We start from the raw sequence: 19,052 nt of genomic DNA on the forward strand, positions 1-19,052 counted from the left end.
GGTTGAGGGCGGAAGATTCCCACGAGTCTTCCGCTTTTTTCTTAGGAAAAAACAGCCCCGAGCTGCGACCTGACCATGGAGTGTCCTATGCGCGTTATGGCGTCCCTGCTGTTCCTCAGCCTCAGTTCCGCTGCCCTCGCCGACACCCTGCCCAGCTTCCTCAACAGCAACGAAACCATCCGCAACCTGCCCGTGCCCAACTTGCCGGCCGACGCCTATCGCCCCAGCGCCGCCCCGGTGCAAGTACCGGATGCCGGTGCGACTGCGGCGCAGCCGTTGATGATGAGCACCAAAATCAGCCTCAAGACCGTGCAAATCGAAGGCGGCACGATCTACCCACTGAACGAACTGGCCGACAATTACAAACCGCTGATTGGCCACGAAACCAGCCTCGCCGACCTGATCGAAGCCACGCGCAACATCACCCGGCGTTATCAGCAGGACGGCTACCTGCTCTCCTACGCATTTCTGCCACAGCAGAATTTTGATGACGGCGTAGCTCGCGTGGTGCTGGTGGAAGGCTATGTCCGCGATATCCAGATCCAGGGTGACATCGGCCGGGTCAAAGGCCTGCTCGACAAACTGGCGGCGAAAATGCAGGCCGAGCGGCCGCTGACGCGCAAGACGTTCGAGCGCTACACCACGCTGATGACGCGCATCCCCGGGGTGACCGTTCAGGCCCAAGTGCCACCACCGGGCACCACCGACGGCGCGACGACCCTGGTGGCCGAAGCCAGCCGCAAGCCGTTCACCAGTACCCTGAGCACCACCGAAGACAACCGCAACGGCACGCAGGCGCTGCTGGGTGTCAGCAGCAATTCGCAGACGTCGATGGGCGAGCAGTTGTCCCTCAGCGGACTGTTTCCGCCGGGCGACGACAAAGAACATTACTACCGTCTGGACTACAACCAGTTCCTCAACGACGAAGGCGCGCAACTGGCGTTGTCGGCTTCACGTTATCGCGCCGACCCCGGCACCAACGTGCTGCTCAACAATGGCCTGGAGCTCAAACCACATCGCGAGAACGACCGCTATTCGATCGGCTTCACCCTGCCATTGATTGCCGCCTCCAACGAACTGCTCACCGCCGGTTCGCGGCTGTATGCGGTCAACGACAAGACCCGCTACAACGTCATCGGCTACCCGCTGAGCGTCGAAGAGCGCACCGACATCCGCGCCCTCGCCTTCGAAAGCGACTGGCGCAAAGCCGACGCCCGGCAACTGCGGATTTTGAGTGGCGGCGTGTATCAGGGCCTGGACAGCATGGGCGCAAAAACCAACAACAGCGCCATCGATCTGGACTTCTTCCGCGTGCGCCTGTCCGGGGTGCAGAGCGACAAGTTCTTCGACAACTGGCAGGGCGTGTTGTCGGCGGCGCTGTACTGGAGCGACGACAGCTTGCCCGACAGCGAGCGCGCAGTATTCGGCGGGCAGAATTTCGGTCGCGGTTACCCGGATGATCAGGCGTCCGGCGACAAGGGTTGGGGCGTGGCGTATGAGGTCAACTACAGCTTCAACCGCGACGGTAACTGGGTGAGGATTCTGCAGCCGTATGTTGTGCTGGACCGCTCGCGCAGCTGGTTCAATGAACTGCCGGTACAAGCCAACAGCCTGTCATCGGCAGCGATCGGCCTGCGCTTTGGCGATGCCAAGTACTACAACATCGCCCTGGAAGCGGCGAAAGCCATGTCCGACGAAGCGCTCGACACCTTCAACCGCCGGCCGCGTTACAGCATCAGCTTCAGCTACCAACTCTAAAACCCTCCCCTGTAGGAGCTGCCGAAGGCTGCGATCTTTTGATGTTGTTTTTTTACAAAGCCAGATCAAAAGATCGCAGCCTGCGGCAGCTCCTACAGGGGTGGTTCAGGATTGTGGGTCAACCTGATCGAGCGGGCGGCTGAGCTGGTCGGCAAAATCACTGGCCAAGGACTCACAAGCGTGGGCGAGCCCGGAGCCCCCAAAGACCGCGACCAATGTAGGAGCTGCCGCAGGCTGCGATCTTTTGACGTTGTTTTTTAAAAAGCCAGATCAACAGATCGCAGCCTGCGGCAGCTCCTACAGGGGTGGTTCAGGATTGCGGGTCAATCCGATCGAGTGCCCGGCTCACTGCCAGTTCGGCGAGCATGACGATTTGCTGGATCGCCAGCGCCGTGTTGCGCTGCGGGCGGCTGAGCTGGTCGGCAAAATCACTGGCCATGACGTTGGCCGACGCCAGCGATTCACAGGCGTGGGCGAGCAGGCTTTCGGTGTCGATGTTTGGCTGCACGAGGAACATCGTGCTCGGCTGGTAAGGTTTTGAAGGGGTGGGGCACAGGTAGAAGTCGAGGGCGCGTTTTATGGCTTCGCGGTTTTTGACTTGATCGTCGGTGCGGATGGCGTCTTCGCGTGGCATAGCAGCAGTGTCGAGTTTTGAATCGGAGTTATCGTTATGCATGCTCAGCTCCAGAGTTTTATTGGAGCCTTCACGTCCTAATGAACGCCAGGCTTTCGCCTACTTGAATTTCAGGTTTCCACACTTGGCCGCTGCAATGGCAGCGACGACCCAAGACTAGAGAGCGCACGTCTGACGGACAACCTGAAAAGCTTGTGGGAAGGTTCGTCAATTTTGGAATAACTTTAAACACCCACATGATTCGGTGGCCGGCGGGACCTTTGCGGGCGAGCCCGGCTCCCACAATGACCGCGACCAATGTAGGAGCTGCCGCAGGCTGCGATCTTTTGACGTTGTTTTTTAAAAAGCCAGATCAAAAGATCGCAGCCTGCGGCAGCTCCTACAGGGGTGGTTCAGGATTGTGGGTCAACCCGGTCGAGTGCTCGGCTCACCGCCAGTTCGGCCAGCATGACGATTTGCTGAATCGCCAGCGCCGTGTACATCAGTGGAGATTGGTTGGGTGTCAGGCCGCCATCGCTGGCAAGCCAGCTCCCACAGGGATTGCATGCTGGCTGCAAGGAATGGGTTGGGCGGTAGGCCGCCTTCGCGAGCAAACTCAGCTCCTACAAAAAGCGAGAGCAGAACGCGCATCGCTTTTGCTTTTCACCACTCAACAGGATGAGCGTTAGCTCGGCTGCTGCTCTTGATCTTGATCTCCCACAGGGATTGCATGCTGGCTGCAAGCAATCGGTTGGCCGGTAGGCGCCATCGCGAGCAGGCTCACTCCTACAGTTGGACTGGGTTCATCCAGGCAGAAAATGGTCGTCCGTCAGGCCGCCATCGCTGGCAAGCCAGCTCCCACAGGGATTGCATGCTGGCTGCAAGCAATGGGTTGGGCGGTAGGCCGCCTTCGCGAGCAAGCTCAGCTCCTACAAAAAGCGAGGGCAGAACGCGCATCGCTTTTGCTTTTCACCACTCAACAGGATGAGCGTTAGCTCGGCTGCTGCTCTTGATCTTGATCTTGATCCACGGGCGACGTCGGAAGGCTGAGTGGAGGGATTGATTCGGGGGTGGGAGCGCAGCGACCGTTTGGCGCAGCCAAACACATCGAGAGGAGGTGCAGCGAAGCAAACCGTAGGCGATGCTCCCCGGATCGATCCCGGAGCGAAGGAACCCCGAGCTTTAGCGAGCGGGCCGTACGTAGGAGCAAGCCTTTTGGGTTACCTTTTCGGCGTTTGGAAAAGGTGACCCGCCGTAAGGGCGGAACCCAGAGCGGCCGTTACCGCAGCAACGGATATGTACTCGGTTCCCCTCCAAAAAGAGCAAAGATCGCAGCCTTCGGCAGCTCCTACATAGGTCAACCGCCGCTGCCGGAACCGCTGTCGACCTTACCCCCCTGCTCCTGATCGAAAAACTGCGGAATCTCATGTTGATAACTTTTCAACCACCGCTGCATGGCCAACTCGCGCTCGGTCGAAGTCACCGTTTGCGGTTTCGGCGAGGCAACCTTATTGCGCGCCTGCAATTGCAACCAGCCCTCGGTTTCCTGTTGCTGGGCCGAGGCGGGGCCGGCGTCGATGGCGTGACTGGTCAGCGGCAAGGTCAGCAGGCCCAGACAGACAAGGATGGCTTTCATCATCGCGCTCCTTACTTGAGCATCGCCGTGACGGCGACAGTGGATCGGTTCGGCAGCTTGAGCTTTTCCGCGCGACCTTGCGCTTCGCTAAATTGCGCAGGACTCAAACCAAGCCGGCTGACCAGTTCGGCAGCACGGTTCCAGTCATCCTGATACAGCAGCAACGTCACCAGATTCAGCGCCGCCAACTGATCGCTCTGCTTGAGCTCCATGGCGGTCAAAAACTCGAAACGCGCATCTTCGATACGCAGTTGATTGAGGTAAACCACGCCAAGGTCATTGCGAATTTTCTCGTCGGTAGGTGCCAGCCGCGCGGCGCGTTGCAAATGCGCCTGCGCCTGACCGTAATCGGATTTGGCCGCAGCGAGTTGCCCCAGACCGTGCTCGGCTTCGGCCGCCAGACACGAACCGAGCAGGCTGCGATACAAAGGCTCAGCCTCGCTGCGCCCGAGCAAACGATAGACCTTGGCCTTGCGCAGACGCACGTCGGCGATGTTGTCCGGCAGGCTTTGCAGATTCGCAAGGCTGGCGTGCAGCTTGCCATCGTTGGCCATGTCATCGGCGAGGTTCAGCGACAGTTGCTGATCGGAACTCAACTTGCCACAACTGGCCGAATTGGTCAGCGCATCCCACGGCGTTTGTCCGGTGTTGGCACAACCGCCGAGCAGCAAAAAACACGCACCTGCAATCATTGCTTTCATCACGATCCCTCTAGGCTCCCAGCGCTTTCGCCAGGGCGGTGAAGCCCGGGCCGGCCAGAACAATCAATAACGCCGGGAAGAGAAACAGCATCATCACGACGGACATTTTTGCGGACATTTTGGAGATGTATTCCTGCAGACGCGTCAGGCGCCGGTCATCAAGCAGTTGCTTGAGCGCCAGCAGCGACTTCATCGCCCCGCCGCCCTGATACAGCAACTGCTGGAGAATCACGCAGGTGTCGGTGAACTCATCCACCGCCAGCAACTGCGTGGCTTTGTTCAGCTCTTCACCCAACTCCAGGCCGGAGTCGACACGGCTCAGCACCAGGCGCAATTCATACGTCAGCACCGGCAACAAGGCCTGACCTTCATGGCTGAGAACGCGCAACGCCTGCTCCACGGCCATGCCGGATTCGAAGAGGATGCGCAGCAGCGGAATGAACGTGCCGATCTCGCTGGCCAGTTGTTTTTGCCGACGCGCCACGGCAATCACCAGCAAACGCTTGGGCAACAGATAGCCAACACCAAGCGCAAACAACGGCGCGATCCACTGTTTTTCCACCGCCGGGAAAAACACCGATTGCAGCAACACCGTCAGCGCCAGCAGCAACAGCGGCGAGCCAATCTGGCAGGCCGCGAACAACGAACGCTGACGCGCACTGCGCCAGCCGAGCCGATTGAGCAGCGACTGGGTTTCGTTATCGAGTTTGACGCTGCGTTGACCGACCTTGCTGTCGCCAAGCACTTGCAGCAGGTTGCCGAAACGGTTTTCGCGAAGCAGATCACCCTCCAGCCGACGACTGATCTGCCGCGCACGCCGGCGCTGTTCCAGCAGGCTGGTGAGGAGTAACGCGGCGGCGCCGAGAAGAAACAACGCGCTGATCATCAAGGGTGTGGTCATAGGCTGCGCAACATCCGCCAGAGCAACAGACTGCCGATCACCTGCATGCCGAACGCCGTGGCCAGCATTCGCTGCCCGGACGGGTCATGCCACATGGCGACCAGATAAATCGGATTGGCCATCAGGAAATAACCGGCCATGACAATCGGCAGCAAGCCGAGTACCCACGCGGTGAGGCGGGTTTCACCGGTCATGGCACGCAACTGGCGCGAAGCCTGATCGCGCTCGCGGATCATCTTGATGAGGTTTTCCAGCAGCTCGCTGGCGTTGCCGCCGTAACGGTGATTGACCTTGAGGCCGAGGGCGAACAAACGGAATTCATCACGCTCGTACAGCTCCGCCAAGTCCGACACCGCATCCGGCAGGCTCACGCCCAACTGCACATTGCGCTGCACCCGGCCCATGGCGTTTTTCAGCGGATCTTCGCTGGTCTCGATGCCGCCCAGCACCGCGTCGGCCAAGGTCCGTCCGGACTTCAGACTGCGCACGGTGTAGTCGAGCAATTGCGGCAGTTGTTCGATCATCCGCCGCAAGCGCCGTTGGTAACGCCAGTTGACGTACAACCGCACGGCCACTGGCGGCAGCACCAGCATCACCAGTACGCCAATCCATCCGGCGAGCGCCAGACTGAGCACGACGGCGAACATCCAGAGCAAAATCCATGCACCAAGACGCTCGGTCGGACGTCCCAGGCCTGCGCGCAAGAATGCCCGTTCGAGCCCCGCCCAACCGGGTCTCGGCAAGGGGTCCTGCGGCTGTCCCTCATTCAATCGTTCCATCACCCGAGTGACGCCGCTCATACGCCATGCTTTATAGAACAAACGCATGGATTGCCCGAGCAAAGCCAGACTGAGCAGGTACAGCAGCAACGGTTTGAGCATGCCGTGGCCCTCAGTGCGCAAGCGTAGATTCGCGACGCAGCTTGTCGCCCGCCGGGTTGACCGCTTCGCGCAGGAAACCGAAGCCGGTGCGCCGGTCGAGGCGGAACAGCGTATTGGTCACATAGACGTCGTCACGCACGCCGACCACCTCGACCACTTCGCTGACGCAGCGCCGCCCATCAGGCATGCGCGTCAGTTGAATCACCACATCAAGGGCAGCACAGATCATCTGCCGCAAAGTGCGTTCGGCGATGGTGCGGCCGGTCAGGCCGACCAGGGTTTCCAGACGCAGCAAGGCGTCTTGCGCGTTGTTGGCGTGGACGGTACTCATCGAACCGTCGTGGCCGGTGTTCATGGCGGTCAGCACATCGACCACTTCGACGCCGCGAATCTCGCCGAGGATGATCCGGTCGGGGCGCATGCGCAGGGCGTTGCGGATCAGATCGCTGGCCTTCACTTCGCCGTGACCTTCGGCATTCGGCGGACGGGTTTCCAGGCGCACGACATGTGGGTGGCCGAGCTGCAATTCGGCGACGTCTTCGATGGTTACCAGACGCTCGTGCGGATTGATCAATTGGCTGAGAATGTTCAGCAGCGTGGTCTTGCCGGTGCCGGTACCGCCGCTGATAAGGATGTTGCAGCGCTTGCCCACCGCCTCTTCGATGAAATCGTAGATCGCCTGATCGATGGTTTGCATCGCCATCAGATCGGTGCTTTTGAGCATGTCCTTGCGAAACTTGCGAATCGACAGGCAAGGCCCGTCGAGGGCAATCGGCGGGATGATCGCATTGACCCGGCTGCCATCCGGCAGGCGCGCATCGACCATCGGCGACGATTCGTCGAGACGTCGCCCGAGTGGCGCAAGAATGCGCTGCATGACCCGCTCGACATGGTGCGCATCGATAAAGCGCAGGTCGCTCAAGTGCAATACGCCGTCACGTTCGATGAACACCCGGTGCGGGCCGTTGACCAGAATCTCGGTCACGGCGCTGTCGCGCAGCAGCACTTCGAGCGGGCCGAAACCGGTCAGCTCGTCGACGATTTCTTCAGCCAGACGCTCCATTTCATAACGGGAAATCGCCAGGTGCAGGCGCGCGATGTATTCGGCGACTTTGTCGATGACGAACTGCGAGAGCACCTGCCGCGAGCCTTCCAGCAGGTTTTTCCCCGACTCTTCGATGGCGTCGATGATGTAGCGGTGCAGCACCAGTTTCAGGCCATCGTGGTCGGTGTTGCCGCTCGCAGAGCGCTGCGGGCCGCCGAACAGTTGCTCGCCGTTCATGAAGTGCCTCGCAGGCGGTTGAACCAGTTGGCCTTGGGTTTGGCCAAGCCCTCAGAGCGTTTTGCCAGACGTTCGCCGAGGGTGCGCAGGCTTTGGCTGATGGCTTCGCGCGGGGCCAGTTCGAACAGGGTTACGCCCTGGTTTTTCGCGTTGAGACGGACTTCCGGACTGTAGGCCAGCACGGCAATCACTTCCAGGCCGAAGGTCTTGCCGAGGGTCTCGGAATCCGGCGCAACGTTGCGCAAATAGCGGTCGATCAGCAGCCGGCCATGGTCGAGTTTCATGCCTTTCTCGCGCCACAGATTGAGCACCGCGAGATTGCGCCGACAGTCGAGGACGTTCTGATCGGTGTACCACAGCAGCTTGTCGCAATGGCTGACAAACGTGCGCAGCGCTTCGCTGTCGGGCTGGCCGGTGAGGTTGACGACAATGTGCTGGAAATGTTGGCGCAAGGCGCTGAGCAACATGTACAACTCGGCGGCGCTGGTGCGCTCCAGCGGCTCGTCGGAACCGGCGTAAGCAAGGATGCGCAAGCCTGCCTCGGCGCTGGTGAAGGCGCTGTCGATCAGCGTTGCATCGAGCCGGCGCAAGTGGCGCAGCGCGTCGCCGAAATGAAACGAGCTTTCCAGCCCGAGCAGGGCCAGGCTGTCGCCGCGCGGCAAGCCCAGATCGAGCAGCAACGTCTGCTGTCCGCTCTTCTGCACCACCAGCGCCATGTGGTTGGCCAACAGTGCGCCGTCAGCGTTGCTTTGCACGCCATAAAGCACGGTCAGACCACCGAGTTGGGTATTCGGCGTGACGGCTGGCAGACGTTTGCTCAAGCGCCGTACCAGCCCGGCGACTTCACTGGAGCGCGAGCCGTAAGCGACGAAATCCCGCGCACCGGCACGCATCGCGTTGAGCACCAACTGATTGTCCATGCCGTCGCCAAGGGCGACGATGGCGAGCATCGGTTTGGCTTCAAGTACGCCTTCGATCAACGCGCTCTGCGCCACCAGATGATCGCGATCCAGCCCGACGAACACCAGGCTGGCGAAGGTCACGTCGACCAGTGCGAGCAACTCGTCAAGGCTGCCGCCACCGGCGCTGACCACTTGGCCAAGCGGCGCCAACGCGCCCTGCAACCACTCCAGATCGGTGTCGTTGCGGGTGATGGCGAGAAAGGTCTGACTGAGGCTCTGGCTCATTGCGATAACCCGCTGCGTTTATCGAAGTTGCCGTTTTCGAGGAAGTACAGGCGATACCAGTTCGGGTCGTAGTTGCGCAGTTTTTCGCCCGGCAGCGAAGGCAACGGCGCGTTGACTGCCAATGGCTGGACCAGGTGCGGGGTGACGATCATCAGCAGTTCGCGCTCTTCGCGATTGATCGACGAATTGCGGAAAAACGCGCCGAGCACCGGGATGTCGCCAAGCCCTGGGAACTTGTTCACCTGCGAAGCGTTTTGCGTGCTGATCAAACCGCTGATCACAAAGCTTTCGCCATCGGCCAGCGAGATGCTGGTGTCGGTGCGGCGGATGGTGAACGCCGGCACGGTGGTGCCGCCGATGGTCACGCCATTGTTGTAGTCCAGCTCGCTGACTTCCGGCGCGACCTTGAGGGCGATGCGGTCGCGGCCAACGACGGTCGGCGTCAGGGTCAGGCGAATGCCGAATTCCTTGTACTCGATGGAGTAGCTGTTGCTGTTGGCGCTCGGTACCGGAATCGGAATTTCGCCACCGGCGAGGAAGCTCGCGCTCTGCCCGCTCAACGCCACCAGGCTCGGCCGCGCCAGGGTGTAGGCGAAACCACTGCCTTCCAGCGCATTGACGATGCCGAGGAATTTGCTGCTGCCACCGCCCCAGACAATGTTGAACACATCGTTGGCCAGCGGAATGCTCGGCGCTACGCTCGGCACCAAACCGGGCCTGACACCGCTGCCTGGCACCGTGCCCGGTGCGCCGAACAGAAAGTTGTTCGAGCCCTTGCCGTAAATCGAGGTGCCGGCCTCTTTGAGTTTGGTGCGGCTGACTTCGACAAAGCGAATATCAGTCTGCACTTGCGAAGGCAGAGTCGGGTCATCAGTCGCCGGCAACGAGACCGTCATTGCCGCACTGGCCTTGCCCTGCACAAACACCATGCTCTGACGCGGCGCGCTGGCACAGGCCGTCCAGATCATCAGCGTGGTCGCGCCGGGCCCAACGCCGGTGAGCAACACGCCTTGATCGCCGGTCACGCGCACGTCGGCAATTTTCGGATCGCCCACTGCCACGCGGGTGATCGCCACGGGTGATTGCAATGCCTGTTGCAGACCTTCACCGACTTCCAGAGCCGCCGGCAAAGGGCCGAGCGCGGCGCAATTGCTGGCAGCGGCGACGGCGCTGCCGATCGAAGCAACGCTCAGCAGCGAGGCCCGGAGCAAGCCGTTGAACAGGGGCGTGAAGCGTATGCGCATGTAAAGGCGTCCTTGCTCGAATCAGGGAGTGGGTTGAGCGTTTTCGGCACCGCGGATGACTTCCACGGTCGGTTTGCGCGCCGTCGGCTGACCCGCCACGGCGAGTGGTCGGGGCGGCGGCGAGAGTGACAGTTGGCTGAACTCGATCAACTCGCGTCTTGGCGTATCGAGCTGTCTGGCGACATCGTTTTCACCGGCCCAGTATTTCGCCAGTTGCTGTTCATCGGCGCTGCGCACCGCCAGGCGCAAAACGCCGCTGCCGGACGCCAGCATCAAGCGGCTGAGCAACGGTTCCGGCACCGCCAGAATCACGCTGCGCGCAGCCATTCGTTGTTGTTCCTGCTTGAGTCGTTCATCGTCGCTGCGCGCAGGGCTGGTGGGCTGACCGTCATTGGTCAGGCCCATCTGGCTGCCAACGCCAAGCACGCGCACCGCCGGCACCACCAACTGCGCTGACGGCTGTGGATTGTTTTCGTCCTTGCGCAAAAACAGCAGCACATCGACGTAATCGCCCGGCGCCAGTTGCCCGCCGGCATTGATCACTTCATCCACGGCCACCGCCAGTGCACGCTCACCGGGGCGAATCATTCGCGCCAGTTGGCTGCCCGGTTCGAAGCTTTCTTCACTCAGCCAACTGCCGGCGCTCAACGGCCGCCATGGCGTACGGCCGATGACTTGATCGACAGTGGCGAGGCTGCCGGCAGGAGCGGTGCGCAGTTTTTCCACAGCAACGTCCGCCGCGGTTATTTTCACGAAGGGCGCGATGTCGCGCAGCAACACCACCACCGGTTGGCGTGTCGGATCTTCAACAGGGGGCGCCGGTGCGGCGGCGGGTACCACTGACGTCTCCGCAACCGGTGCGGCAACAGGTTCGACGGCCGGTTGGCGGCTCAACGTCAGCCCCCAATATCCGGCGATGATCGCGCCCAGCAGAAATAATCCGGCCAGGCCCAGAGTGACGCGACTGTTCATGACGGCTCTCCCTTTCCCGCTGCGCGTTCTGTCTTTTGCAATGACCCGTAACTTCCAACGAGATAAATTCGCAATCAGGCAGCTATGAACAAGTAACTATTTCGCTATTTGACGGTAGTCCAGCGCGAACAAAACGCCATTAACAGCGATGAAATATCCAACGAAAGTAGGAGGCTAAAGCGCCAAACATGGTTTTTTAATGTAATTACGCCAACTAATACTTTCTGGTTAATTCGTTCTTACAGTTGTAGGGCCGGGGAATGCCGACAATGCTGATGCTGGCACAGGGAAATCATGTTGCGAACGCGCAACACCTGGCGTGCTCAAGGAGAGTCCTCATGTCGTATTCCCACATTGCGCAAAAAATCAAATCGCAAGTTGCCTTCTTCAAAGGCCTGGCCAAAGACACCGAGGGCGCATCCGCCATCGAATACGCGCTGGTGGTCGGCCTCGTGGCGCTGGTGATCGCAGCCTTCGGCAACGGCATCGGCACTCAGGTCACCGCGATCCTGACCCGGATCCAGACTGCACTCACCTGATCGGACCGATAACTTGTCAATGCGGCCATTGGGTTCTAACGTCAGCACTCAGTCCATTGCAGGTGTTGCCTATGAACTCTCCACACACTTCTCGCCAGCAGTTGCTCCTCGTCGACGATGAAGAGGACGCACTGCTGGAGCTGGCGGAGTTGCTGGAGGGCGAAGGCTTTACTTGTCATACCGCGACGTCGGTGAAACTGGCCCTGCACCATCTCACCCGCCACCCCGATATCGCGCTGGTGATCACTGATCTGCGCATGCCGGAGGAAAGCGGCATGTCGCTGATCAAGCGCCTGCGTGAACATACCTCGCGCCAGCATCTGCCGGTGATCGTGACGTCCGGGCATGCCGACATGGAAGATGTCAGCGACATGTTGCGCCTGCAGGTACTGGACCTGTTTCGCAAGCCGATCTATCACGTGCGCCTGCTGGAAACCCTGGACAACCTGTTTCCCAAGGCCAAGGCGCATAGCGGTTGAGGGTTGGCACCCCGGCGGTGGCCGGGGTCAATTGAGTTAGTGCGCTGTCACTCGTTGGCGCATGCCAGAGTTGCTGGGCGATAACGCCAGGGCCAATTGAGTGCGGTTATGCATGTGGGTCAAGCGCAGCACTTGCGAGACGTAGAGTTTGACCGTGTTCTCGGTAATCCCCAGCTCACAGGCGATCTGGTAGTTGGTCTGGCCTTTGCCCACCAACCGCGCGACATCGAGCTGACGCGGCGACAACTGATTGAAGATCGCCGGGATCTCCACGCCTTCGCCCTCAACGGGCGCCTCATCGCTAGTTGGCGCCGGGCCACGGCGGACTTTGTCGAGGTCCTGGTAGAGGTCGTCGATCGACTCGGAGAGGTATTGCAGCTTCTGATTCAAATGCCCCAGTTGCAGGGTTTTCTGCCGTTCTTGCAGCACCGCTTCCTGACGACGCAGGCCTTCGAGCAGTTCGTTGAGGTCGACCGGTTTCTGGTAGTAGTCAGCGATGCCGGCACGCAACGCTTTGATCACGTCCTGCTTGTCGGCACGCCCGGTGAGCATGATGGCTTCGAAGATTCTTTGCTTGCCTGCCAGGCGTTGCAACTCCTGCACCAGTTGAATGCCGTCCATGTCCGGCATGTGCAGGTCACACAGCACCAGGCCGATGGCAGGGTCTTGAGTGAATTGTTCGATCGCCTGCTGGCTCGATTCGCACGGCACACAGCGGTAACCGCTGCTCTCGATGAATTCGCAGAGTTCTTCGACAATCAGCGGCTGATCATCGACCACCAGAACTTTTACAGCAGACGTAAGCTTGTTCACTTGCTACTCCATGCCCAGGCCAAAGGCTGACCGTTCCTGTACTGACAGCGCGAAGCTGTACAACCGTTGATTTGAAAGTAGACCCACTTTCCGACTATGTACATAGCAGTAGTGGCACCGGACGACTAATGGATCCAAAGCAAAGTCAGGAGCATGCCAACGAGCACGAACGGCGCAAATGGCAGCTTTTTTGACTTTTCAGGGGCCATAAATCGAAGATGATCGCTAAGCCGTTGACGCATATGCAGCCAGAGTTTTGGCGCAAGCAATAGCCAGACGACGCTGGCGAGTGCCGCGCCGATAAACACGCCGAGCAGATGAGTACCGTCCGTCGCAAGGCCCAAAGCTGTCATTAATTTCACATCGCCGGCGCCGAAACGCTTCAGCGCATAGCCGGGCAATGTCAGCAATAGCGCGAGGATGACTGCCCAGCCGCCCTGCGCCGCGTCGGCGCCCAGCCAGGTGTGGCCGGTGACCAGAACATAGATGGCCGCCAACCCGCCCACTCCCAGGGTCAGCGCATTGGCGATATGGCGCTGCCGGGCATCCTGCGCCGCGCACAACGTCAGCCAGATCAGCAGGACAAAGCTGTGCATGCGGTAAAAACCGTCCGTTTTGGCCGAATGATTCTATGCTGATATTACGTAGTGATTGTCAGGGTAGACGCACTCATGAAATCCGGCCTCCCCCGCAAGCAAAAAGGCGCTGTCGCCATCGAGTTCGCCTTGGTGTTCGTCATCTTCTTCGCTGTGTTTTATGGCTTGGTGAGTTACAGCCTGCCGCTGTTGTTGATGCAGTCATTCAACGAGTCCACCTCTGAAGCGGTGCGCCGCAGTGTGGCGCTGGACCCTGCCTCGGCCAATTACTCGACCGCCATCACGGCGAACGCGCGCACCGAGTTGACCCGGCAACTGGCCTGGCTGCCCAACGCTCTGAACTTCAATGCCGCCACCGACAGCACCATCACCTTCACCGGGGGTTTGCTGACGGTGACCATCAATTACCCCACGAGCAAATTGAATCAGGCCTTGCCGTTTCTGGTGCTGCCGGGCGTCGGCACGGTGCCGCGCCTGCCCGCGACCCTGCGCGCCTCGTCGAGCCTGCAATTTTGAGTTCCGGTGACAAGCTGTTCAGCCGCCTGCTCAATCGCCCTACCGGCACCACCCAGCCCCAGCTAAGTCCGCTGCTGCCCAGCGTCGGCCTGCAGCTGTATCTGGACGGCGACGGCCAGGTCAATCACTTGGGCGGGCCGATACGGCATTTACTTGCGCAGCGCATGACCCGTACGCAGCCCGCGCACCTGCTCGATTACCTGTTGCCGCACAGCGGCCTGGCCGTCGAAGGCCAACCGGCGGACTGGCAAGGGCAACTGCTCGATCTGGATTTTTTCAGCCTGGCCGGCCCACCACTGCACTTGCGCGGCTGGCTGCAGGCGCAGGGCGACGGCTGGCTGTTGCAGATGCTCGACATCGGCGACTTGCTCGGCGAACGGCGCCAGGCACGCAGCCGCGAGCAGGCGCAATTACTGGCCACGCAGGTTCGCGATCAATTGCGCCTGTGCAGCCTCGCGCGTCTGCCAACGGTGTTGGGCGAACAATTGCAGCGCCTCAGTCAGCATCTGCACATCCCTTGTCTGGCAGTGGCGCTGCTCGATGAGCAAGGTCTGGGCTGGCAGATTCATCAGCGCTACGCAGGGTTGAACGCGCCGCAACTGTGGCGTGAACAGCAACAACTGGGCACCGGCCTCGACAGCCTCAACGGTGCGTCACCGCAGCGCTTTCTGGCCAGCGAACAGCCGCGCCTGAGCGCCATTTTCGGTCCGAGCGAAGGGTTTGCCGTGCCCTATCGCGACGCGCAGGGCGTGGCTGCCTGGCTGTTGTGCGCCGACTATAACGCGCCGCAACAGGCGCCCGACCTCAGCGATCACGACTGGCTTCTACTCGCCGCTGCCGTGGCGGCGCCGTTACTGGAACGGCTGCGCGAGCATCGTCATCAGCAACAGCTGGAACGCCTGGAAACCCTGCAAGCGTTGCTCGGCACCGGTTGGTGGGAAGTGTTCAGCGCCAGCAATCAGGTGCAACTGGCTCCGACACTGGCGCAGAGCCTGGGTTTGCCCACGGCGCCGTTACCGCTTCAGGACTGGTTCAATCAGGTCCACCCCGCCGACCGCGATGAACTGCGCAGCCACCTGCAAGCCTTGCAGGATGAAGGCACCCCACTGGAATTGTGCGTGCGCTGGCAAACCGCCGATCAAGCGCTGCCGCTGTGGTATCGCCTGCAAGGACGGTCGTTGGGCATCGGCGCCGAACGTCGGCTGATGGGGTTCATGCTCGACATCAGCGACATCAAGAATCAGCAACAACAGGCGGCCGCCGCCCATGCGCGGCTGGACAATCTGATCGCCAGTTCCCCCGCTGTGATTTATGTACAGCGCTATGCGGAAGGCGCGCTGCAACCGAGCTTTTTCAGCGCCAGCCTGCAAGCGCTTTTAGGCTGGAGTCTCGCCGACTGTGAAGACGGTCGACTGGTTGAACATGTGCACCCCGAAGACCGTCCGCGTTATTTCGAACGCACCCGGCAGTTGTTGCGCGAAGGTTCGGTGAGTGCGCGCTATCGAGTGCTCGATCGCCAGGGCAATGTGCACTGGCTGCTCGACGAGGCCAAATTGCTGCGCGATGACCTCGGCCTGCCGGTGGAAGCCGTCGGCCTGTGGCTGGACGTGACAGACGCGACCCTCGCCGCTGAACAGGTCAAGGCCAGCGAAGAGCGTTACCGGATTCTGGTGGAAGACTCACCCGCGATGATTTGTCGTTATCGCCCGGACTTGACCCTGACCTTCGGCAACCGGCCATTGGCGACCTACCTGGAATGCACGCCGGCGCAATTGCCCGGGGTCAACCTGGGCAGCTGGATGTCGGATGAACAGCGCGAAGCCTTCGTCCAGCGTCTGGCGCAACTGACCCCGGAACTGCCCGTGAGCACGGCTGAAATCAACCTGCGCCTGCCCGGCCGTGAACATGCGTGGTGGGTCTGGTCGGATCGCGGGGTGTTCGATGAGCACGGCACGCTGGTCGAAGTACAAGCGGTGGGCCGCGACAACACCGAAGTGCGGCGCTCGCAGCAGCAACTGACGCAGAGCGCAAAAATGGCCACCCTCGGCGAAATGGCCACGGGGCTTGCCCACGAAATCAATCAGCCGCTGAATGTGATGCGCATGGCCATCGTCAATGTGCTCAAGCGCCTGAGCAATGGCGATGTGCAGATCGACTACCTGACCGACAAACTCAATCGCATCGACGCGCAAGTGCAACGCGCAGCGCGGGTGGTCGATCACATGCGCGTGTTTGGGCGGCGCTCGGAAATCGAACAACATCCGTTCAATCCGCTGGACGCGATCGAAGGCACGCTGTCGCTGCTGTCGGAAGGCTTGCGCGGCAAAGGCGTTGAGCTGCGGATCAAAGAGGCCGGTTTCCAGGTTCAGGTGCGCGGCTACGTCGATCAACTGGAACAAGTGCTGATCAACCTGATGGTCAACGCCCGTGACGCGTTGCTCGGCAAGCGCGAAGCCAACCGCGACTTCCAGCCGTGGATTGCCTTGCACGCCGAGTGCGACGAGCACGTGGTGCGGCTGTGGGTCGAGGACAACGGTGGCGGCATTGACCCGCGTTTGCTGGAGCGGATTTTCGAGCCGTTTTTCACCACCAAACCGGTCGGCGTCGGCACCGGCCTGGGCTTGTCGGTGAGTTACGGCATTGTCGAAAACATGGGCGGACGCCTGAGCGTGCGCAACGGCGATGAGGGTGCACGGTTCTGTATCGAGTTGCCAATTGCGCTGGCCGATTAGATCGCCAGCATCGGCTGCCCCGGTGGCTTGCAACTGAGGTTGGCGCCGACGTCAACCTTGTTCAGGGTAATGCCGAGGTTGGCCAGCAAGCCATCGAGAATCGGGTCGAGCACCGGGCTGAGCAGATTGTCGATGACCACGCCCAGCGTGCTGTTGACGCTCGCCAGTACGTCCGCCGTGGTGGTGAGCAAACCGCCCAGCAAACTTGAACCGGTGGGTTTGTACGCTTGCACCTGAACCCCGCTCAATGTGCTTTTCAGGCTATTGACCACGCCTTGTGTACCGAAGCTGTAGTTCAGTGGCGGCTGCTTGATTTCCGGTGGCTGATTGTAGGTATGGACGTTCTGCATGCTCGCCACCGAGGTGTCGACCATCACCCCGAGGCCGCCGCCATAAAACGGTTTGCGCGTGCTCTGATCGCAGGTCGCCGAGCCCAGCCCGAGCAGCGGAATGGTGCAGGTGATGACGCCAACATCGATCAACGCCAGTGGCTGCACGGTGACATCCGCCGAGGAGGAAAAGGCGTTGGTGGCGTCGATCTTGCCGACCTTGAGTTTGACCAGCGAGGAGTTGGTCTGGGTGGTCAGGCTTTTGCTGGCGTCGCTGACGCAGTTGAAGTCGGTGACATGGCTGTCGGCAGCGGCGGCCTCCAGCAGGATGTCGATGCTGGAGGTGGGCAGGATCTGCAGATTAGTGCGCTGACAGGTGCCGCCCAATGCGCAGAACAGCGAGTTCAGCGTGCCGGCTATGTTCAGGTGCAAGAGGTTGTTGAGGGTATCGGTCAGCCCGCCCACCAGCGGCGTGCTGACAATGGCATTGGCCAGGCCGGCCACCCCGGACAGCACCGGCAGGTTCAGCGAGATCAGTGTGCGTACCTGCGCGGTTTTCACATAGATACGGTTGGCGCCCATCGGGTCGGCCTTGGCCAGCGCCGGATTGCCCACCGCCGATAACTGCGGTGGCTGGATCACTTTGACTTTCACCGAACCGTTGACCAGCCCCGGAATGCTCAGCGGCACAGTGGCTGTCAGGGCGTTCTGACTGTTGGCCAGTTGCACCACGGCTTCGAGCAACTGGAAGACTTGCAGATTGGCATTGAGAGCAGCCGAGGTAGCGCCGGTCTGCAATTGCAACAACTGCCCGAGTACCACCGAGGTGTTGCCGACGATGGCCTTCAATCCGACTAGCCCACTGACCGCGACGCTGGTGGTAGTGCCGCCCTTGGTCAGCACGGTGATGGCGGTGTCGATCAGTTGTTTGATCTGCACGCTCTGACTCAGTACCTGCGTGTAGTTGCCGGCGTCCACGTGCAGATCGACGGCCAGTTGGTTGAGGTAACCGAGCAGGCTGATGTTGGTGTCGACCAGGCCTTGCCAACCGGCGACGCTGAGGTTGAGGCTGCCGCCGAGAAGGCCGCCCCACAGCGCATTCAGTGCCGCTGATTTGCTGGCATCGACAGTCAGGGCGGTGGTGCCGATGGTCAGTTGCGCCAATGGCGGCAGGGTGGCCGATGTACCGACCGCCGTCGCGTGCAGACGCGTGGTGGGCGAGACACTGCCTGGCTGGAACAACGCGTACAGCGCGGCGGCGACGCTGGTGGTCACGACGCGTGTGGCGACGACGCTGATCGCTTCTTTTTTGCTGGCATCCACGGTGAACGCGCGCAGGTTATTGGCACCGGTTTGCACGGTGCCACAGGTCACGGCAAGGGTTGTGTCCGCCGCCACGGCAAAACCATTGCGCGCGGCGCTGGCGGTGGCAAAAGCGGCGGCGCTGAGCCCTGTCAGGCAATCACCGCTGCGCGAAATCGCCTCTAGAGCGGCAACATCGACCACCCGCTGCAAGCGACGTTGCTCCATGTACAGACGACCGCTGTCGACCACCAGCACCATGCACACCAGCGCCAGGCCGAGGGTCAGCGCCGCCATCAGACCGATCGCCCCGCGTTGCCGGGCCGGGCCGTTGAAATGCGAACGAGGCGACATGGCGCACTCCTTTGCCGTGACCTCCATTGATGCAACTGAGTGTAGACGCGCCCGGGCCTGACTGCTGGCAACACGCCAGCCTCCAAGCAAAAACCCTGCGTTCTGTTGAAACGGCCCTTTCAAAATCAACAGATCGCAGCCTTCGGCAGCTCCTACAGGGGAAATGTTGTGTGAAGACTTATGCGCCCCGAACAAACAGGTAGGAGCTGCCGCAGGC

Annotated in this window: 17 protein-coding genes and 1 pseudogene; 5 read left to right on the forward strand and 13 right to left on the reverse strand. The window is 60.9% G+C overall.

Translation table 11 applies throughout. The annotated features are described in order from the left end of the window. Window positions 1–87: 87 nt before the first annotated feature. Window positions 88–1,758 carry a ShlB/FhaC/HecB family hemolysin secretion/activation protein gene (locus ACZZ0B_RS22800; RefSeq protein WP_463546292.1) on the forward strand — a complete coding sequence of 557 codons (1,671 nt, stop codon included), beginning with the start codon at window positions 88–90 and terminating at the stop codon, window positions 1,756–1,758. Between the two features lie 310 nt (window positions 1,759–2,068). Here ACZZ0B_RS22800 and ACZZ0B_RS22805 read toward each other — a convergent pair whose 3' ends face one another. From ACZZ0B_RS22805 to cpaB, 10 genes and pseudogenes are all read right to left on the reverse strand, one after another. After that, on the reverse strand, window positions 2,069–2,434 hold the full coding sequence (locus ACZZ0B_RS22805; RefSeq protein WP_463546293.1) for a DUF6124 family protein: 366 nt from the start codon (window positions 2,432–2,434) through the stop codon (window positions 2,069–2,071). Window positions 2,435–2,784: 350 nt separating this feature from the next. Next, window positions 2,785–2,880: pseudogene (locus ACZZ0B_RS22810) on the reverse strand (DUF6124 family protein); the annotation flags it as partial. Window positions 2,881–3,728: 848 nt separating this feature from the next. After that, complete coding sequence (locus ACZZ0B_RS22815) at window positions 3,729–4,007, reverse strand: DUF3613 domain-containing protein (protein ID WP_463546294.1); 279 nt, start codon at window positions 4,005–4,007, stop codon at window positions 3,729–3,731. Window positions 4,008–4,018: 11 nt separating this feature from the next. Continuing rightward, window positions 4,019–4,708 carry a tetratricopeptide repeat protein gene (locus ACZZ0B_RS22820; RefSeq protein ID WP_158829585.1) on the reverse strand — a complete coding sequence of 230 codons (690 nt, stop codon included), beginning with the start codon at window positions 4,706–4,708 and terminating at the stop codon, window positions 4,019–4,021. A 10-nt stretch (window positions 4,709–4,718) separates the two neighbouring features. Further along, window positions 4,719–5,609: a type II secretion system F family protein gene (locus tag ACZZ0B_RS22825; protein WP_008078262.1), complete on the reverse strand. Its 891-nt coding sequence runs from the start codon at window positions 5,607–5,609 to the stop codon at window positions 4,719–4,721. Beyond that, window positions 5,606–6,490 carry a type II secretion system F family protein gene (locus ACZZ0B_RS22830; protein ID WP_463546295.1) on the reverse strand — a complete coding sequence of 295 codons (885 nt, stop codon included), beginning with the start codon at window positions 6,488–6,490 and terminating at the stop codon, window positions 5,606–5,608. Before ACZZ0B_RS22830 ends, ACZZ0B_RS22825 begins: the two co-directional genes overlap by 4 nt. A 10-nt stretch (window positions 6,491–6,500) precedes the next feature. Then, the gene (locus ACZZ0B_RS22835; RefSeq protein ID WP_008078257.1) at window positions 6,501–7,772 is read right to left on the reverse strand and encodes a CpaF family protein; all 1,272 of its coding nucleotides are present in this window, start codon (window positions 7,770–7,772) and stop codon (window positions 6,501–6,503) included. After that, window positions 7,769–8,959 carry an AAA family ATPase gene (locus ACZZ0B_RS22840; RefSeq protein ID WP_008078255.1) on the reverse strand — a complete coding sequence of 397 codons (1,191 nt, stop codon included), beginning with the start codon at window positions 8,957–8,959 and terminating at the stop codon, window positions 7,769–7,771. Before ACZZ0B_RS22840 ends, ACZZ0B_RS22835 begins: the two co-directional genes overlap by 4 nt. Beyond that, window positions 8,956–10,203 carry a type II and III secretion system protein family protein gene (locus tag ACZZ0B_RS22845; protein WP_008078253.1) on the reverse strand — a complete coding sequence of 416 codons (1,248 nt, stop codon included), beginning with the start codon at window positions 10,201–10,203 and terminating at the stop codon, window positions 8,956–8,958. The genes ACZZ0B_RS22840 and ACZZ0B_RS22845 overlap by 4 nt, the downstream gene beginning before the upstream one ends. A 21-nt stretch (window positions 10,204–10,224) precedes the next feature. Then, complete coding sequence (gene cpaB, locus ACZZ0B_RS22850; RefSeq protein WP_463546296.1) at window positions 10,225–11,175, reverse strand: Flp pilus assembly protein CpaB; 951 nt, start codon at window positions 11,173–11,175, stop codon at window positions 10,225–10,227. A gap of 338 nt (window positions 11,176–11,513) precedes the next feature. On the opposite strand from cpaB, the gene ACZZ0B_RS22855 reads away from it, so the two are divergent. Together ACZZ0B_RS22855 and ACZZ0B_RS22860 are read left to right on the forward strand one after the other, a co-directional pair. Beyond that, a complete protein-coding gene (locus ACZZ0B_RS22855) occupies window positions 11,514–11,714 on the forward strand; it encodes a Flp family type IVb pilin (protein ID WP_008078249.1) in 201 nt (66 codons plus the stop codon). A 71-nt stretch (window positions 11,715–11,785) separates the two neighbouring features. Then, a complete protein-coding gene (locus ACZZ0B_RS22860) occupies window positions 11,786–12,193 on the forward strand; it encodes a response regulator (RefSeq protein WP_008078246.1) in 408 nt (135 codons plus the stop codon). A 36-nt stretch (window positions 12,194–12,229) separates the two neighbouring features. On the opposite strand, the gene ACZZ0B_RS22865 is transcribed toward ACZZ0B_RS22860, so the two are convergent. Further along, window positions 12,230–13,006 carry a response regulator transcription factor gene (locus ACZZ0B_RS22865; RefSeq protein WP_463546297.1) on the reverse strand — a complete coding sequence of 259 codons (777 nt, stop codon included), beginning with the start codon at window positions 13,004–13,006 and terminating at the stop codon, window positions 12,230–12,232. Between the two features lie 125 nt (window positions 13,007–13,131). Further along, the gene (locus tag ACZZ0B_RS22870; RefSeq protein WP_440094984.1) at window positions 13,132–13,602 is read right to left on the reverse strand and encodes an A24 family peptidase; all 471 of its coding nucleotides are present in this window, start codon (window positions 13,600–13,602) and stop codon (window positions 13,132–13,134) included. Window positions 13,603–13,677: 75 nt separating this feature from the next. Between ACZZ0B_RS22870 and ACZZ0B_RS22875 the strand changes: the two genes are divergently transcribed. After that, the gene (locus ACZZ0B_RS22875) at window positions 13,678–14,118 is read left to right on the forward strand and encodes a TadE/TadG family type IV pilus assembly protein (protein ID WP_008078239.1); all 441 of its coding nucleotides are present in this window, start codon (window positions 13,678–13,680) and stop codon (window positions 14,116–14,118) included. Beyond that, window positions 14,115–16,850 carry a PAS domain-containing sensor histidine kinase gene (locus ACZZ0B_RS22880; RefSeq protein WP_463546298.1) on the forward strand — a complete coding sequence of 912 codons (2,736 nt, stop codon included), beginning with the start codon at window positions 14,115–14,117 and terminating at the stop codon, window positions 16,848–16,850. The genes ACZZ0B_RS22875 and ACZZ0B_RS22880 overlap by 4 nt, the downstream gene beginning before the upstream one ends. Here the strand turns inward: ACZZ0B_RS22880 and ACZZ0B_RS22885 are convergent. Further along, complete coding sequence (locus tag ACZZ0B_RS22885) at window positions 16,847–18,835, reverse strand: hypothetical protein (protein ID WP_463546299.1); 1,989 nt, start codon at window positions 18,833–18,835, stop codon at window positions 16,847–16,849. The genes ACZZ0B_RS22880 and ACZZ0B_RS22885 overlap by 4 nt on opposite strands. Window positions 18,836–19,052: the final 217 nt, after the last annotated feature.

Source organism: Pseudomonas sp. AC247 (genome assembly GCF_979258015.1).

What these genes read in the sequence shown, in the direction of transcription:
- ACZZ0B_RS22870 (WP_440094984.1), bottom strand. Translation starts at nt 13,602, where the DNA reads ATGCACAGCTTTGTCCTGCTGATCTGGCTGACGTTGTGCGCGGCGCAG.
- ACZZ0B_RS22860 (WP_008078246.1), top strand. Translation starts at nt 11,786, where the DNA reads ATGAACTCTCCACACACTTCTCGCCAGCAGTTGCTCCTCGTCGACGAT.
- ACZZ0B_RS22825 (WP_008078262.1), bottom strand. Translation starts at nt 5,609, where the DNA reads ATGACCACACCCTTGATGATCAGCGCGTTGTTTCTTCTCGGCGCCGCC.
- ACZZ0B_RS22855 (WP_008078249.1), top strand. Translation starts at nt 11,514, where the DNA reads ATGTCGTATTCCCACATTGCGCAAAAAATCAAATCGCAAGTTGCCTTC.
- ACZZ0B_RS22885 (WP_463546299.1), bottom strand. Translation starts at nt 18,835, where the DNA reads ATGTCGCCTCGTTCGCATTTCAACGGCCCGGCCCGGCAACGCGGGGCG.
- ACZZ0B_RS22815 (WP_463546294.1), bottom strand. Translation starts at nt 4,007, where the DNA reads ATGAAAGCCATCCTTGTCTGTCTGGGCCTGCTGACCTTGCCGCTGACC.
- ACZZ0B_RS22835 (WP_008078257.1), bottom strand. Translation starts at nt 7,772, where the DNA reads ATGAACGGCGAGCAACTGTTCGGCGGCCCGCAGCGCTCTGCGAGCGGC.
- ACZZ0B_RS22830 (WP_463546295.1), bottom strand. Translation starts at nt 6,490, where the DNA reads ATGCTCAAACCGTTGCTGCTGTACCTGCTCAGTCTGGCTTTGCTCGGG.
- ACZZ0B_RS22805 (WP_463546293.1), bottom strand. Translation starts at nt 2,434, where the DNA reads ATGCATAACGATAACTCCGATTCAAAACTCGACACTGCTGCTATGCCA.
- ACZZ0B_RS22875 (WP_008078239.1), top strand. Translation starts at nt 13,678, where the DNA reads ATGAAATCCGGCCTCCCCCGCAAGCAAAAAGGCGCTGTCGCCATCGAG.
- cpaB (WP_463546296.1), bottom strand. Translation starts at nt 11,175, where the DNA reads ATGAACAGTCGCGTCACTCTGGGCCTGGCCGGATTATTTCTGCTGGGC.
- ACZZ0B_RS22820 (WP_158829585.1), bottom strand. Translation starts at nt 4,708, where the DNA reads ATGAAAGCAATGATTGCAGGTGCGTGTTTTTTGCTGCTCGGCGGTTGT.
- ACZZ0B_RS22800 (WP_463546292.1), top strand. Translation starts at nt 88, where the DNA reads ATGCGCGTTATGGCGTCCCTGCTGTTCCTCAGCCTCAGTTCCGCTGCC.
- ACZZ0B_RS22840 (WP_008078255.1), bottom strand. Translation starts at nt 8,959, where the DNA reads ATGAGCCAGAGCCTCAGTCAGACCTTTCTCGCCATCACCCGCAACGAC.
- ACZZ0B_RS22845 (WP_008078253.1), bottom strand. Translation starts at nt 10,203, where the DNA reads ATGCGCATACGCTTCACGCCCCTGTTCAACGGCTTGCTCCGGGCCTCG.